This is a genomic window from Pseudomonas sp. MWU347 (assembly GCF_017947305.1).
Classification (GTDB): Bacteria; Pseudomonadota; Gammaproteobacteria; order Pseudomonadales; family Pseudomonadaceae; genus Aquipseudomonas; species Aquipseudomonas putida_A.
The window spans coordinates 281800-296948 of record NZ_JAFGZB010000009.1; the positions used below are offsets into that span (position 1 = coordinate 281800).

Sequence of the window (15149 nt, forward strand, 5' to 3'; positions counted from 1 at the left end):
CTCAACGCTTGCAGAGGTAGTCCTGAGTGATGGTGGTTTGCAGGCAGTTGAACTGGCCCATGGTGCGGCAGATGTTCTTCTCGGAACCGGTCACCTCGGCGTTCTTGTAACCCCAGGTCTTGCAGCGCTCCATCGCCACAGTCAGGCCTTGCGCGGCGTTGGTCTGGCCGCTTTCGAACTGACCCAATTCGTAGGAGACCTGGACCACGCCGTCGTTCTTGCTGCCACCGGTGGCTTCCCATTGTTTGGGCGTGGCGCAGCCTGTCAGAGCGAGGGCGGTTAGAGTGAGAGTTGCGATCAGGATTTTCATGATGGAACGTAGTCCTTTACCGGGGATGAAGGTTTACTGGAACGGAATCGGCGAGGCGCCTTTGGGCAGGCACGACAGCGGCGGGGTCATGATGCCCATGCTCGCCACCGCGATAATCGCGCCGCTGGGCAACTCGCAGTTGTACTCGCCGGCGGGGGTGTACGCGGTGTAGTAGGTGAGGGTGCTGTCGCTGCGGATGTTGTCGATTTTCGACACCGGTTTGCCGATGACTGTCTGGGCGCGTTCTTTCATGCTGGCTTCGGTGGGTTTGGCGGTCTGGCAACCGCTGGCGCCAAGCAGCAGGGCGCTGACGATCGCCACTTTGAGAAGGTTGGAATGCAGTTTCATGGTGTTTCTTCCTTGGTGTTGTTCTGATTTCCAGGCACAACGATCCCGCGCACTGCACAGCGGCAATGTTGGGGAACATCGGGGGTTGCGAGGGAATATAACGCCGGGTGGCGGGGCGGTCGATTAGCACAAATGTGCTAGTGCGGCGGAGGGAGAGGCGACCCAATGGGTCGCCTCGCGCCGATTACTGAGGGGAGTTGAACTGGTCGGAATAGCTGCCGGTCATCAGCGCCGAAGCGACGCGATCAGAACCGACGCCGACGCGTGAGTAGGCATAGCGATTGGCGCCGACCTTGTCGGTGCCGTCGGAAGCCAGTGCGCCTGCGCCGACGTGATCGGAGCCATCAGAGGCGACTGCGCCAGCGCCGACATGATCAGAACCATCGGACGCCACTGCGCCTGCTCCGACATGATCGGAACCGTCCGAGGCGACAGCACCAGCGCCGACATGATCGGAACCGTCCGAGGCGACTGCTCCAGCGCCGACATGATCGGAACCGTCCGAGGCGACTGCGCCAGCGCCGACATGATCGGAACCATCCGAGGCGACTGCACCAGCGCCGGCGTGATCGGAGCCATCAGACGCCACTGCACCGGCTCCGACATGATCGGAACCGTCTGAGGCCACTGCGCCAGCGCCGACGTGATCGGATCCATCGGACGCCACTGCACCGGCCCCCACATGATCCGAACCATCAGAGGCCACAGCCTGCGGCTGCGCAGCCCAAACCGGTGGCAACATCACGGTCGCCGCGACCGCAAGAATGGCGCCTGATAAAAGCGTGTGTTTCATGATTTTCTCCACGACCCATCAGCCACACAGCATTCGTTGGCCCGGGGTTGACCAGGTTGGCAATTGGCACGGGCGCGCTCGATGGGCGCACGGGTGTCGACGTTTTTGCATGAAACCGCGTTAGCGAACTGAAAAGTATAGATCGGCAAAATGCAGGCGCAGGTGCGACAACATGCAAGCGATAGTCGGTTAACTTCCTTGCACAGGGGCGCTAGAAGGAAATCAGTCTAAAAACACCACCCGCGACTTGATGGCTTTTGCTAGCCTCAAAGGTGTAGGCGAAGACGCAGACTGATGCGCAAGCGGATAGCAAGGGGACGTGGGGCGCGTTCCGAAGGGTACACGGTTAGAAAGATCTCCGCGCTGAGATCCAGCCCTTATGCCGTGTGAGGCAGCAAAGCACCGCTCTTTTTCCATGGTTGCTTTTGTACTGTGAGAGGCCCGATAAACCTTGTAAGCCAGAGACCAGCACTGGCCGCCTACTCGAACACCAAAGCCCGCATTGCTGCGGGCTTTGTCGTTGTTGCAGGGTCAGATTTTGGTCAGCGCGTACGCCAGATCGGCGCGCAGGTCTTCGAGATCTTCGACCCCCACCGACAGACGCACCAGGCCATCGCCGATGCCCAGTTTGGCGCGGGTTTCAGCGGGAATGGTCGCGTGGGTCATGATCGCCGGATGCTCGATCAGGCTTTCGACGCCGCCGAGGCTTTCGGCCAGGGCAAAGATCTTCACGTTTTCCAGAAAGCGCCGTGCGCCCTCCAGATCACTGTTCAGATCCACCGAGATCATCCCGCCAAAACCATGCATCTGCCGTTTGGCCAACTCATGCTGCGGGTGCGACGGCAGGCCCGGGTAGTAGACGCGTTTGACCTGTGGCTGCTGCTCCAGCCACTTGGCCAGTTCCAGCGCGTTGCTGCAATGACGCTCCATGCGCAGCGCCAGGGTCTTCACCCCGCGCAAGGTCAGGAACGCGTCGAACGGGCCGGAAATCGCGCCAACCGCGTTTTGCAGGAAGCCGAGTTTGTCCGCGAGTTCGACATTCTGCCCAACCACCGCGATACCACCGATCACGTCGGAGTGACCGTTCAGGTACTTGGTGGTCGAGTGCAGCACGATGTCGAAACCCAGCTCCAGCGGGCGCTGGATATAGGGGCTGGCGAAGGTGTTGTCGGCAACGCTGATGATCCCGCGTGCGCGGCAGATGCGCGCAATCGCGGCCAGATCCGACAGGCTCAGCAGCGGGTTGGTCGGCGACTCGACAATCACCAGGCGGGTGTCGTCCTGCAGCGCCGCTTCGAACGCCGCCAGGTCAGTCAGATCGACGTAGCTGAAGCGATGCCCGGCGCTGCGCTGGCGCACCTTGTCAAACAGACGGAATGTGCCGCCGTACAGGTCATTGCCGGAGATCACGTGCGAACCGGCATCGATCAGTTCGAGCACGGTGGAAATGGTCGCCAGCCCGGAAGCGAACGCGAACGCGCGGGTGCCACCTTCCAGATCCGCCACGCAACGCTCCAGGGCAAAACGCGTCGGGTTGTGCGAGCGCCCGTAGTCGAAGCCCTTGTGCACGCCGGGGCTGTCTTGCAGGTAAGTCGAGTTGGCGTAGATCGGCGGCATCAGCGCACCGGTGGTCGGGTCAGGCGTTTGCCCGGCATGGATCACCCGGGTCGCGAAGCCTTGGGATTTATCGTCGTGCTGACTCATGCGAGGGATCTCCGTAATTGGTTGAGCATGTCGGTGCGGGTAATCAGGCCGTGGAAGCCCGAAGCATCGGCGATGATCGCGACGAGGCCGCGACTGAGCACCGCTTCCAGCTCGGCGAGGTTGGCACCGGGGGCGAGGGTTTGCAGTTTGTCGGTCATCACGCTGGACACCGATTGACTGAAGCGCGCGGCGTCTTCGTGCACCGGCAGCAGGATGTCCGACTCGTCGATCACCCCGACCAGTTGTTTGCCTTCAACCAGCACCGGCAGCTGCGAGACATCCGCCAGGCGCATGCGCTGAAACGCGGTCAGCAGGGTGTCGTCGGGGCCGACGCTGATCACGCGGCCGTCTTCGAAACGGCGGGCGATCAGATCACGCAGGTCGCCATAGCGTTTGCGCTGCAACAGGCCCTGATCGGTCATCCACTGGTCGTTGTAAACCTTGGACAGATAGCGCGTGCCGGTGTCGCAGACGAAGCTGACCACGCGTTTCGGCTCGGTCTGTTCGCGGCAATAACGCAGCGCGGCGGCGAGCAAGGTGCCGGTCGACGAGCCACCGAGAATGCCTTCGGCGCGCAGCAACTGGCGGGCGTGGTCGAAGCTTTCTTCATCGCTGATCGAGTAGGCGTGACGCACGCTGCTGAGGTCGGTGATCGACGGAATGAAGTCTTCGCCGATGCCTTCCACCGCCCACGAACCGGGCGTCGGCATCGTGCCGTCGCGGCTGTACTGAGCCATCACCGAACCGACCGGGTCGGCGAGGACCATTTGCAGATCCGGCTGTACCCGTTTGAAGAAGCGGCTCAGCCCGGTTAGGGTGCCGGCGGAACCGACGCCGACCACGATCGCGTCCAGATCATGTTCGGTCTGCGCCCAGATCTCCGGCGCGGTGCTGCACTCGTGGGCCAGCGGGTTGGCGGGGTTGTTGAACTGGTCGGCGAAGAACGCGCCGGGAATGTCTTTTGCCAGGCGTGCGGCCACGTCCTGGTAATACTCGGGGTGGCCCTTGCCGACGTCCGAGCGAGTGATGTGCACCTCGGCACCCATGGCTTTCAAGTGCAGGACTTTCTCGGTGGACATCTTGTCCGGGACTACCAGCACCACGCGGTAGCCTTTGGCCCGGCCGACCAGCGCCAGACCCAGACCGGTGTTGCCGGCGGTGGCCTCGACGATGGTGCCACCCGGTTGCAGGCGCCCGTCGCGTTCAGCGGCATCGATCATCGCCAGACCGACGCGGTCCTTGATCGAGCCGCCGGGGTTTTGTGATTCCAGTTTGAGAAACAGTGTGCAGAGGCCGGTATCGAAGCGGGTAACTTGTACCAGCGGCGTATTGCCGATCAGCCCAAGTACGGCAGGGCGTGAATCCTTTGACATTTCTTCACCTCTTGTAGTGGTGTTGATCGCGTTCCATTCGCGGGGAAAAGCTCGCGTGCAACATAGGCTTAGACATGATCCGTCGCAACCTTTAACCCGCCGCTGCGCCAGCCATTTCGATCTAACCATAGAACAGAATCGCAGCCTGCAGGGCCCGGTTTCAGAGGGTTTACATCAAGGCGCCATCGAGTATTGAAAGGGCGTCGCAAGCGTCCCTCAAAGCTTGATCTGCGTAGGAATATCCTGCAGGGCGAATCGTGTTTTCAGCGGGCATACGGCCGACAACTGATCATGAGGGAAACTTGTGATCATCAAGATTAAAATGAGTTTGTCTCACTAGAGGCTGATCCTGACAATGGCCGCCATCAACAAGACATTGGAGTTGTTTGTCATGGCATTGGCCCATTCCCTCGGATTTCCGCGCATCGGTCGCGACCGCGAACTGAAAAAAGCGCAAGAGGCGTTCTGGAAAGGAGAACTGAACGAGGCCGGCCTGCGTGAAGTGGGTCGTGAATTACGCAAGGCCCACTGGGACCTGCAGAAAAACGCCGGCATCGAGCTGCTGCCGGTAGGCGATTTCGCCTGGTACGACCAGGTGCTGACCCACTCGCTGATGTTCGGCGTGGTTCCCGAGCGCTTCCGTCCGCATGACGGCAAGGCCAGCCTGCAAACCTTGTTCGGCATGGCCCGTGGTGTCAGCGACAGTTGCTGCGGCGGTGCCCATGCGCAGGAAATGACCAAGTGGTTCGACACCAACTACCACTATCTGGTCCCGGAATTCAGAGTCGATCAACAGTTCCAGCTCGGATGGGAACAGTTGTTCGAAGAAGTCGAAGAGGCCCGCGCACTGGGCCATAACGTCAAACCGGTGATCATTGGCCCACTGACTTATCTATGGCTGGGCAAGGCCAAAGGCGCCGAGTTCGACAAGCTGGAATTGCTTGATCGTTTGCTGCCGCTGTACGGGCAGATCTTCGCCCGGCTGGCCGCACTCGGTGTGGAATGGGTGCAGATCGACGAGCCGATTCTGGTGCTCGACTTGCCGCAGGAGTGGAAGAATGCTTTCGAGCGTGCGTACAACCAGATCCAGCGTGATCCGCTGAAGAAACTGCTCGCCACTTACTTCGGTGGTCTGGAAGAGAACCTCGGTCTGGCCGCCAATCTGCCGGTCGACGGTTTGCACATCGACCTGGTGCGTGCAGCGGAACAGTATCCGACCATCCTTGATCGCCTGCCGGCCTACAAGGTGCTGTCGCTGGGTGTGGTCAACGGCCGCAACGTCTGGCGCTGCGACCTGGAACATGCGTTCGCGACGTTGCAGCATGCGCATGAGCGTCTGGGGGATCGGTTGTGGGTAGCGCCATCGTGCTCGTTGCTGCACAGCCCAGTGGATCTGAACCGCGAAGACCAGCTCGATGCCGAGCTGAAAAGCTGGCTGGCGTTTGCCGTGCAGAAGTGCGAGGAAGTCGCCGTGCTGGCGCAGGCGGTCAGCGAGCCGGAAGCGCCGAAAGTGCTGCGCGCCTTGGCCCAAAGTCGCTCGGTACAGACCAGCCGCGCCGCCTCGCCTCGTATTCACAAACCGGCAGTGCAGGCCCGTGTGGCGGCCATTACTGCACAGGATAGCCAGCGCCAATCGCCATTTACCCAGCGCATCGCCCAACAGCGCGCCGGTCTCGATCTGCCGCTGTTTCCGACCACCACTATCGGATCGTTTCCGCAAACTGCGTCGATCCGCCTGGCGCGTCAGTCGTTCAAGCAGGGCAAACTGAGCGAAGCCGAATACACCGAAGCGATGTACAGCGAAATCCGCCACGCCGTGCAAATCCAGGAACAGTTGGGCCTCGACGTACTGGTGCACGGTGAAGCCGAGCGCAACGACATGGTCGAGTACTTCGCCGAGCAGTTGGATGGCTACGTGTTCACCCGTTTCGGCTGGGTGCAGAGCTACGGTTCGCGCTGCGTGAAACCGGCGGTGATCTTCGGTGACTTGAGCCGCCCGCAAGCCATGACCGTGGAGTGGATTCGCTACGCCCAGGGCCTGACCGACAAGGTTATGAAAGGCATGCTGACCGGCCCGGTGACCATGCTGATGTGGTCGTTCCCCCGCGAAGACGTGTCCCGTGAAGTGCAGGCGCGGCAACTGGCGCTGGCGCTCCGTGACGAAGTGGTGGATCTGGAGTCCGCCGGGATCAAAATCGTGCAGATCGACGAAGCCGCATTCCGCGAAGGCCTGCCGCTGCGCCGCGCGCAATGGCAGCACTATCTGGACTGGGCCACCGAAGCGTTCCGCCTGTGTGCCTCCGGTGTACGCGACGAAACGCAGATCCATACGCACATGTGCTACAGCGAGTTCAATGATGTGATCGAGTCCATCGCCGCCATGGACGCCGACGTGATCACCATCGAAACCTCGCGTTCGGACATGGAACTGCTCAATGCCTTTGAAGCATTCGATTACCCGAACGAGATCGGGCCGGGCGTCTACGACATTCACTCGCCACGGGTGCCGGATGCTTCGGAGATGGCCAACCTGCTACGCAAGGCAGCCCAGCGGATTCCGGCGGAGCGGTTGTGGGTCAATCCGGATTGCGGCTTGAAAACCCGTGGCTGGCCGGAGACAGAAGCGGCGTTGGTACACATGGTCACCGCCGCCCGCCAGTTGCGCAAAGAACTGGCGTAAAGCGCTAACTCCTTCTCTGTGGGAGCGGGCTTGCTCGCGAAAGCGGAGTGTCAGCTAAATAATTTTCGACTGACACTCCGCCTTCGCGAGCAAGCCCGCTCCCACACGGGAGTGTGCAGGGTGTCAGTGACGGCTCATCAAGCCGTGCAACACACCGAGGCGCAGCCCCGGTTCCGACGGCACCATCTGCGAAATGCCAAACACCTTGAACGCCGCCAGCATCAGCACCAGCCCTCCCGGGAGGATGCTCTGGCGATGCGGCTGCAAACCTGCCAGCTTCAATTGCTGAACGTTCTTCACCTTCAGCAGCAACAGCGACAGGCGCAACAACCCACCATAGGTGATGCCATCCTGACCGAAGTCATTCAAGCGATTAGCCTTGAGCACCTTCGCCAGCATCCGCGCCGTGCCCGACGAGCCAATGGTTTGCTGCCAGCCCTGCGCGCGATAGCGGCGGGCGACTTTCTCGAATTGCAGGATCGCCACTCGTTCGGCTTCCTGCAGTGCGCCGGGAGCAATGCGCCCGTCGGGGAAATAGCGTGCGCCCAGGCTGCCGCTGCCAATGGCGATGCTTTCGGTGAGCAGCGGTTGCGACCCTTGGCCGAGAATCAGCTCGGTGGAACCACCGCCAATGTCGACCACCAGCCGCATGTCCTCCGCCCCCGGCAGGGTATGAGCGACGCCGGCATACACCAGTCGCGCCTCTTCATGGCCGGAGATGACGTCGATACGAAACCCCAGATGGCGTTCGGCACTGTGCAGAAACAACTGCGCATTGTCGGCCTCGCGTACTGCGCTGGTCGCCACGGCCCGCACCTTGCCGGCCTCGAATCCGCGCAGTTTCTTGCCGAACCGCGCCAGCGCCTGCCAGCCACGATTCAGCGCCATTTCGTCCAGCGCACCGCCGTCGAAGCCCTCGGCCAACCGCACCGGTTCACGCAGGGTTTTGATCTCCTGAATCATGAAACCCTTACGGCTGCGCACCGACTGACCGATCATCATCCGAAATGCATTCGAACCCAGGTCGATGGCGGCAAACAGCGAGGCGTCTTCTTTCATGGGAATCCCTGCAAATCATCCGTCGAAGGCTCAAGACGGTTTGCGAGGATTCTGCGGTGCGCTTGATGACATCCTGATGACGGGGCAGGGGCGGTTCAGTGAATTGTTGGCTGTCATGACACTGTCATTATCCGGCGTCTATCCTGAGCCCAATACATCGCGTGTTCTTAAAGTTTTTGCTGCCTCTTTGGGCAGCTTTTTTTTGCCCGCGATTTGGCAAGCCTTGCGCAAGGTTTGCAATCGTGGGCGTCCCTTGGCTAATATACGATCCATATACACTTCGTATCGGATTCGGATATGGGCATCGTAAAGATTTCAGAAGACATGCACGAGAACCTGCGCATCTCCAGCAACGCGCTCAGCCGCTCGATCAACGCGCAGGCCGAGCACTGGATGCGCATCGGCATGCTCGCCGAGCTGCACCCCAACCTCGACCACAGCGCCATTTGCCGCTTGCTGATCCGCGCCGAACAGAACGGCGGGCTGGATCTGCATCAACTGACTCAGGAAGCCGTCAGCGCATGAGAAATCAGATCAAGATCAATACCCCTGCGGAAATCGCGAAGTCGCGTGCGGCGGGCAAACTCGCCGCCGAAGTGCTGGCGATGCTGGTGCCGCACGTCAAGGCTGGGGTGACGACCGATGAGCTGGATCGGTTGTGCAACGACTACATCGTCAACGTGCAGAAAGCCATTCCGGCCAACGTCGGTTATCACGGCTTCCCGAAAACCGTCTGCGCCTCGGTCAACGATGTGGTGTGCCACGGCATCCCGTCGGGCACGCCGCTGAAGGATGGCGACATCGTCAACCTCGACATCGCGGTAATCAAGGATGGCTGGTTCGGCGACACCAGCCGCATGTACGTGGTCGGCGAGGCGACGCCTGAAGCACAACACCTGATCAAGACCACCTACGACGCGATGTGCGCGGGCATCCGCATGGTGCGTCCGGGCGCGACACTGGGCGACATCGGTCATGCGATCCAGAGCCTGGCGGAGAGCGAAGGTTTCAGCGTGGTGCGCGAGTATTGCGGGCATGGCATTGGCAAGGTGTATCACGATGAACCGCAGATCCTGCATTACGGTTTTCCCAATCAGGGCATGAAGCTCAAGGCGGGGATGATCTTCACCGTCGAGCCGATGCTCAATGCCGGCAAGCGCCATGTGAAGAACATGCCGGACGGCTGGACGGTGCTGACCAAGGATGGCTCGCTGTCGGCGCAGTGGGAGCATATGGTCGCGGTGACCGAAACCGGTTTCGAAATTCTCACGGCGTGGCCGGATCAGATTGAAGGATTTGCACCGATTAGCTGAGCGCCACAAAAAAACTGTGGGAGCGGGCTTGCTCGCGAAGGCGGTGTGTCATTCAACATAAACAGTGACTGACACACCGCCTTCGCGAGCAAGCCCGCTCCCACAAGGGGATTTGCGGGGTTACCGAGATCCTCAGTGGGCGCCGGCGGCTTTGTTGAGGTCGCTTTCAGCCCATTCGGTGTAGACGCAGGCATCCGCCGTGGCCCAGCGCACTCGCACCGGGTCGCCAGTCTTGAGCGGCATGCCCGCCGCCGACAGCGCTTTAACCGTCATCGAAGTACCGCCCGACGTCACCACGCTGCACGTCTGGCTTTCGCCAAGAAACAGCACCTCCACGACCTTGGCCGACACTTCATTCCAACCCGCTGCCAGCGGCTCCTCGCTCGCCTGCTGCACGCTCAGCGCCACAGCTTTTTCCGGCCGCACCATCAGCAGCACATCCTGCTCGGTGTGCAAGCCGGCAGTCAGGCGAATCGACAACGACTGCCCCTCAAAACTTGCCGCCGCATTGCCTTGGGCCTTGAGCTTGAGGAAGTTCGAGTTGCCGAGGAACGACGCGACAAACGCATTCGGCGGATTCTGATACAGGTCATAACCGCTGCCCAAACCAACAATCTTGCCGTGACTGAAAATCGCGATGCGTTGCGACAAACGCATGGCTTCTTCCTGATCGTGGGTCACGTAGACGATGGTGATGCCCAGGCGCCGATGCAGCTGGCGCAGTTCATCCTGCAGGTCTTCACGCAGTTTTTTGTCCAGCGCACCGAGCGGTTCGTCCATCAGCAGAATGCGTGGCTCGTAGACCAGCGCCCGGGCGATGGCGACGCGTTGCTGTTGTCCGCCAGACAACTGCGAAGGGCGGCGATGGGCGAATTGTTCGAGCTGCACCAGTTTCAACATCGCATCGACACGCTTGTCACGTTCGGTGGCGGCGAGTTTGCGGATCGCCAGCGGGAAGGCGATGTTGTCGCGCACCGACAGATGCGGGAACAGCGAATAGCGCTGGAACACCATGCCGATGTCGCGCTTGTGCGGCGGCACGTTGACCAGCGACTGACCGTTGACCAGGATCTCGCCGCTGCTCGGGGTTTCGAACCCGGCGAGCATCGACAGCGTGGTGCTTTTGCCCGAGCCGCTGGAACCGAGGAAGGTCAGGAACTCGCCGTCCTTGATGTCCAGCGAGATGTTGTCGACGGCGGCAAAGTCGCCGTAGTGCTTGTTCAGATTGCGCAGGCTGACCAGGGGTTTGTCGTTCTGCTGGGATGCGTCTTTGATCACGGCACTCATGTCGTACTCCTGGGCGCTCAGGCGCTGATTTCGTTGCGCCGGCGCAGCGCGGCGGCGATCACCATGACCAATACCGACAGGCCGATCAGCAGCGTCGAAGCGACGGCGATCACCGGGGTCAGGTCCTGGCGCAAAGTGGTCCACATTTTTACGGGAAGGGTTTGCAGGGTCGGGCTGGCCATCATCACGCTGAGCACCACTTCGTCCCACGAAACCAGAAAGGCGAAGAGGGCGCCGGCGACCATGCCCGGACGGATCGCCGGGAACGTCACCTTGAACACCGCTTGCAGGCGTGAGGCGCCGCAGATCACCGCCGCGTCTTCAATCGACTGATCGAACAGCTTCAGCGAGTTGATGATCGAGATGATGGTGAACGGCAGCGCGACGATCACATGGCTGACCACGAAGGCAAACATGGTCCCGGTGTAACCGAGCTTGAGAAATAGCGCGTACACCGCCACCGCGATGATCACCAGCGGCACGATCATCGGCAGGGTGAACAGGCCGTAGAGCATTTCCCGACCGGGGAAGCGCCCGCGTACCAGAGCAAACGCGGTTGGCAGACCGAGGGCCACGGCGCAAATCGTGGTCAGCACGGCAACCTTGAGGCTGGCCGCCGCAGCGTTCATCCAGTCGGCGTTGGAGAAGAACTGGCCGTACCATTTCAGCGTCCAGCCCGGCGGTGGGAACACCAGCCACTGCGACGAGCCGAACGACAGCAGGACGATGAACACGATCGGCAACAGCAGGAACAAACCGATCAGTCCGGTGGTTGCATACAAGCCGAAACGCATCCGGCGGCTCATGGCATTGGGAGTCAGGAGCATCTCGGCTTACCTCGCGTTGCTGGCGCCAACCGGGGATTCCGGCTGAAGCTTCAGGTAGAAGTAGAACAGCACCAGGGTGATCGCGATCAGCAACGCGGCGCCGGCACTGGCCAGGCCCCAGTTGAGGAACGATTGCACCTGCTGAATGATGAATTCCGGCAGCATCATGTTCTGCGCCCCACCCAGCAGCGCCGGGGTGACGTAGTACCCGAGCGACATCACGAACACCATCAACCCACCGGACGCCAGACCTGGCCGGCACAGCGGCAGGAACACCCGGAAGAAGTTGGTCCACGGACTGGCGCCGCAGATCGAGCCGGCCTGCAGGATCATCGGGTCGATGGCCTGCATGGTCGCCTGCAGCGGCAGGACGATGAACGGGATCATGATGTAGCTCATGCCGATCACCACACCGGTCAGGTTGTGCACCATTTCCAGCGGCTGATCGATGATGCCCAGCGCCATCAAGGCCTTGTTGATCACCCCCGAGGCCTGCAGCAATACCAGCCACGAATAGGTGCGGGCGAGCAGGCTGGTCCACATCGACAGCAGCACGATGTTGAGGATCCAGCGGCCCCAGCCGCGCGGTACCAGAGTGATCGCCCAAGCCAGCGGGAAGCCCAGCAACAGGCTGAAAATCGTCACCAGCCCGGCCACCGAAAAGGTGTTGAGCAGCACCCGTGCATACGCCGAGTTGGCGAACAGTTGTTCATAGTTGCCAAGGCCCGGGGTCGGTTCCAGTACGCCGCGCAACAGCAGGCCAATCAACGGCGCGAGAAAGAACAGGCCGAGGAACAGCAGTGCCGGGAGCAAGTTGCCGGCACCTTTCCAGCGTTGTCTGAGGGAGGGGGGCGAGCCGGCAACGCCGGTGGCGCTCCCGGTCACCGTTGCAGGACGGGGCGCAGTGGCCGCCATTTTCATTTGACCAGCCATTCGTTCCACCGTGTCGCGATGGCTTGACCGTTCTTGGCCCAGTACGCGAAATCAAGAGTGATCTGATCCTTGGCGTAAGCCGTCGGCAGGTTCGGGGCCAGCACCGAGTCCAGGCGCGCCACGCTGTCGACGTTGACCGGGGCGTAGGCGGTCAGGTTGGAGAAGTCGGCCTGGCCTTTGGCACTGCTGGCGTTGGCCAGAAACTTCATCGCCGCGTCCTTGTTTTTCGAACCCTTTGGAATCACCAGAATGTCGGCCATGACGAGGTTCTGTTTCCAGCTCACACCCACCGGCGCGCCGTCTTCCTGCAGAGCGTGAATCCGGCCGTTCCAGAACTGACCCATGCTCGCTTCACCGGAGGCCAGCAGTTGCTGCGACTGCGCGCCGCCGCCCCACCAGACGATGTCTTTCTTGATGGTGTCGAGTTTCTTGAAGGCGCGATCCAGATCCAGCGGGTAGAGCTTGTCGGCCGCTACGCCGTCGGCCAGCAGCGCCAGTTCGAGCACGCCGGGGCTTGGCCATTTGTACAGGGCGCGTTTGCCGGGGTAGGTCTTGGTGTCGAACAGCGCGGTCCAGTCTTGCGGCTTGGCCGCGCCGAGCTTGCCCTCGTTGTAGCCGAGGACGAAGGAGAAGAAGAACGAGCCGACACCGTAATCGCTGACGAAACGCGGGTCGATCTTGTCGCGCTGGATGACTTTGAAATCGAGGGGTTCGAGCAGGCCTTCAGCGGCGGCGCGCAGGGCGAAATCGGCTTCGACATCGACCACGTCCCATTGCACGTTGCCGCTCTCGACCATGGCCTTGAGTTTGCCGTAGTCGGTCGGGCCGTCCTGCACCACGGTGATGCCACTGGCCTTGCTGAACGGATCGGCCCAGGCCTGTTTCTGCGCATCCTGGGTGCTACCGCCCCAACTGACGAAGTTCACGCTTTCGGCGGCCATTGCAGCCTGGCCGGTCACGCTCAGCAGTCCCGCAAAAAAGATTGCGGTTGCAGCTTTGTTCAACACCATTTTTACGCCCTCATTGTTGTGTTTTTGAGCGGGCTTGCGTTGTTGCCCGCCTGTCGGGAGCAGTAGCCGGACGGTTTTTCAGGTCGTCCGGTCTATGGAATATCATATTATGGTATTCCAAACTTTGTGCAAGCACTTTGCCTTACCGGTTATCTGTTGATTCTGGTTTTTTGCCTGTGCTCGGCACGAGTCATAGGGCGCACTTTAGAACCAGCCCCTCACCCCAGCCCTCTCCCAAAGGGAGAGGGGAAAGGGAGCCGATTTCCATGCTGTTTAAAACTTGAGTTCGACTCGCAGTTTCAGGTCGATGTATAGCGGTAGAACAACTCGGTCGGCTCCCTCTACCTCCGGGAGAGGGCTGGGGTGAGGGCAGTGTTATTCGCTGAAGGGGATGCTCTCGACCACTTCCAGGTCATACCCGGTCAACCCCGCATACTTCAGCGGCGGCCCAAGATGCCGCAGCTTGCCCACCCCCAGGTTCTGCAGAATCTGCGCCCCGGTGCCCACCTCCGAATAAATCCGCGATTGCGAGCGACTGAACTGCCGTGGCGGCTGGGTCAGTTGCGGCACGCGCTCGAGCAGCGCCTGCGACGATTCATGATTGGCCAACACCACCACAACCCCATGACCTTCCGCCGCGACCCGTTGCAACGCCGCCCACAACGTCCAGTTGCTCGGCCCGCTGTACTCGGCGCCGACCAGATCACGCAGCGGATCGATCACATGCACGCGTACTAACGTCGGCTCTTCGCGGCGCAGATCGCCCATGACCATCGCCATGTGCACGCCACCCTCGATGCGGTCTTCGAAAGTGATCAGACGAAAAGTGCCATGCACCGTCGGCAGCTCACGTTCGCCGATGCGTTCGATGGTGTGCTCGGTGCTGAGGCGATAGTGGATCAAGTCAGCGATGGTGCCGATCCTGATCCCGTGCTTGCGCGCAAACACTTCCAGATCCGGACGCCGGGCCATGGTGCCGTCATCGTTCATCACCTCGACGATCACCGAGGCCGGGGTGAAACCGGCCAGGCGGGCAAGGTCGCAGCCGGCCTCGGTGTGGCCGGCGCGGGTCAGCACGCCGCCTTCCTTGGCGCGCAGCGGGAAGATGTGCCCGGGTTGCACCAGGTCTTCGGCGCGGGCGTCTTTGGCCACAGCGGCCGCGACCGTGCGGGCGCGGTCAGCTGCAGAAATGCCAGTGGTGACCCCGACCGCCGCTTCGATCGACACGGTGAACGCGGTGCTGAACACGCTGCCGTTGCTCGGCACCATTTGCTCAAGGCCCAGGCGCTGGCAGTGGTCGTCGGTCAGCGTCAGGCAAATCAGCCCGCGCGCCTCACGCGCCATGAAGCTGATCGCCTCCGGTGTGCAGCAGTCGGCGGCCAGCAGCAGGTCGCCCTCGTTTTCTCGATCTTCGTCATCGACCAGCAGGACCATTTTGCCGAGGCGATAATCTTCGAGGATTTCTTCGATGCTGTTGAAGGCCATGCTGGACTCTCAGGGTTTGTTGGAAAT

14 protein-coding genes are annotated in these 15149 nt (G+C 61.2%); 3 read left to right on the forward strand and 11 right to left on the reverse strand.

Annotated features, from left to right (window positions below):
* Position 1: 1 nt before the first annotated feature.
* From yecR to KCG87_RS20610, 5 genes are all read right to left on the reverse strand, one after another.
* A complete protein-coding gene (gene yecR / locus KCG87_RS20590) occupies positions 2-310 on the reverse strand; it encodes a YecR family lipoprotein (RefSeq protein WP_027613060.1) in 309 nt (102 codons plus the stop codon).
* Between the two features lie 33 nt (positions 311-343).
* Complete coding sequence (locus KCG87_RS20595; RefSeq protein WP_134786611.1) at positions 344-658, reverse strand: hypothetical protein; 315 nt, start codon at positions 656-658, stop codon at positions 344-346.
* 184 nt (positions 659-842) lie between these two features.
* Positions 843-1451: a phage infection protein gene (locus KCG87_RS27510; protein ID WP_246881792.1), complete on the reverse strand. Its 609-nt coding sequence runs from the start codon at positions 1449-1451 to the stop codon at positions 843-845.
* A 531-nt stretch (positions 1452-1982) separates the two neighbouring features.
* Positions 1983-3155 carry a cystathionine gamma-synthase gene (locus KCG87_RS20605; RefSeq protein WP_210558790.1) on the reverse strand — a complete coding sequence of 391 codons (1173 nt, stop codon included), beginning with the start codon at positions 3153-3155 and terminating at the stop codon, positions 1983-1985.
* The gene (locus KCG87_RS20610; RefSeq protein WP_098964290.1) at positions 3152-4528 is read right to left on the reverse strand and encodes a cystathionine beta-synthase; all 1377 of its coding nucleotides are present in this window, start codon (positions 4526-4528) and stop codon (positions 3152-3154) included. The genes KCG87_RS20605 and KCG87_RS20610 overlap by 4 nt, the downstream gene beginning before the upstream one ends.
* A 391-nt stretch (positions 4529-4919) precedes the next feature.
* Between KCG87_RS20610 and metE the strand changes: the two genes are divergently transcribed.
* Positions 4920-7208: a 5-methyltetrahydropteroyltriglutamate--homocysteine S-methyltransferase gene (gene metE / locus KCG87_RS20615; RefSeq protein WP_210558791.1), complete on the forward strand. Its 2289-nt coding sequence runs from the start codon at positions 4920-4922 to the stop codon at positions 7206-7208.
* Positions 7209-7331: 123 nt separating this feature from the next.
* Here metE and KCG87_RS20620 read toward each other — a convergent pair whose 3' ends face one another.
* Entirely contained in the window at positions 7332-8267 is a 936-nt protein-coding gene (locus tag KCG87_RS20620; RefSeq protein WP_210558792.1) for a Ppx/GppA family phosphatase, read from the reverse strand.
* A 297-nt stretch (positions 8268-8564) separates the two neighbouring features.
* Here KCG87_RS20620 and KCG87_RS20625 point away from each other — a divergent pair, with 297 nt between their 5' ends.
* Complete coding sequence (locus KCG87_RS20625) at positions 8565-8792, forward strand: ParD-like family protein (protein WP_003225727.1); 228 nt, start codon at positions 8565-8567, stop codon at positions 8790-8792.
* Complete coding sequence (gene map, locus KCG87_RS20630; protein WP_135295991.1) at positions 8789-9580, forward strand: type I methionyl aminopeptidase; 792 nt, start codon at positions 8789-8791, stop codon at positions 9578-9580. The genes KCG87_RS20625 and map overlap by 4 nt, the downstream gene beginning before the upstream one ends.
* Before the next feature lie 132 nt (positions 9581-9712).
* Here map and KCG87_RS20635 read toward each other — a convergent pair whose 3' ends face one another.
* The 5 genes from KCG87_RS20635 to ribBA all read right to left on the reverse strand — a co-directional run bounded on the left by KCG87_RS20635 (position 9713) and on the right by ribBA (position 15122).
* On the reverse strand, positions 9713-10867 hold the full coding sequence (locus KCG87_RS20635; protein WP_210558793.1) for an ABC transporter ATP-binding protein: 1155 nt from the start codon (positions 10865-10867) through the stop codon (positions 9713-9715).
* Positions 10868-10884: 17 nt separating this feature from the next.
* The gene (locus KCG87_RS20640; protein ID WP_025111627.1) at positions 10885-11694 is read right to left on the reverse strand and encodes an ABC transporter permease; all 810 of its coding nucleotides are present in this window, start codon (positions 11692-11694) and stop codon (positions 10885-10887) included.
* Positions 11695-11700: 6 nt separating this feature from the next.
* A complete protein-coding gene (locus KCG87_RS20645; RefSeq protein WP_210558810.1) occupies positions 11701-12615 on the reverse strand; it encodes an ABC transporter permease in 915 nt (304 codons plus the stop codon).
* A complete protein-coding gene (locus KCG87_RS20650) occupies positions 12612-13637 on the reverse strand; it encodes an ABC transporter substrate-binding protein (protein ID WP_210558794.1) in 1026 nt (341 codons plus the stop codon). Before KCG87_RS20650 ends, KCG87_RS20645 begins: the two co-directional genes overlap by 4 nt.
* 375 nt (positions 13638-14012) lie before the next feature.
* A complete protein-coding gene (ribBA, locus tag KCG87_RS20655) occupies positions 14013-15122 on the reverse strand; it encodes a bifunctional 3,4-dihydroxy-2-butanone-4-phosphate synthase/GTP cyclohydrolase II (protein WP_201137386.1) in 1110 nt (369 codons plus the stop codon).
* Positions 15123-15149 lie beyond the last annotated feature (27 nt).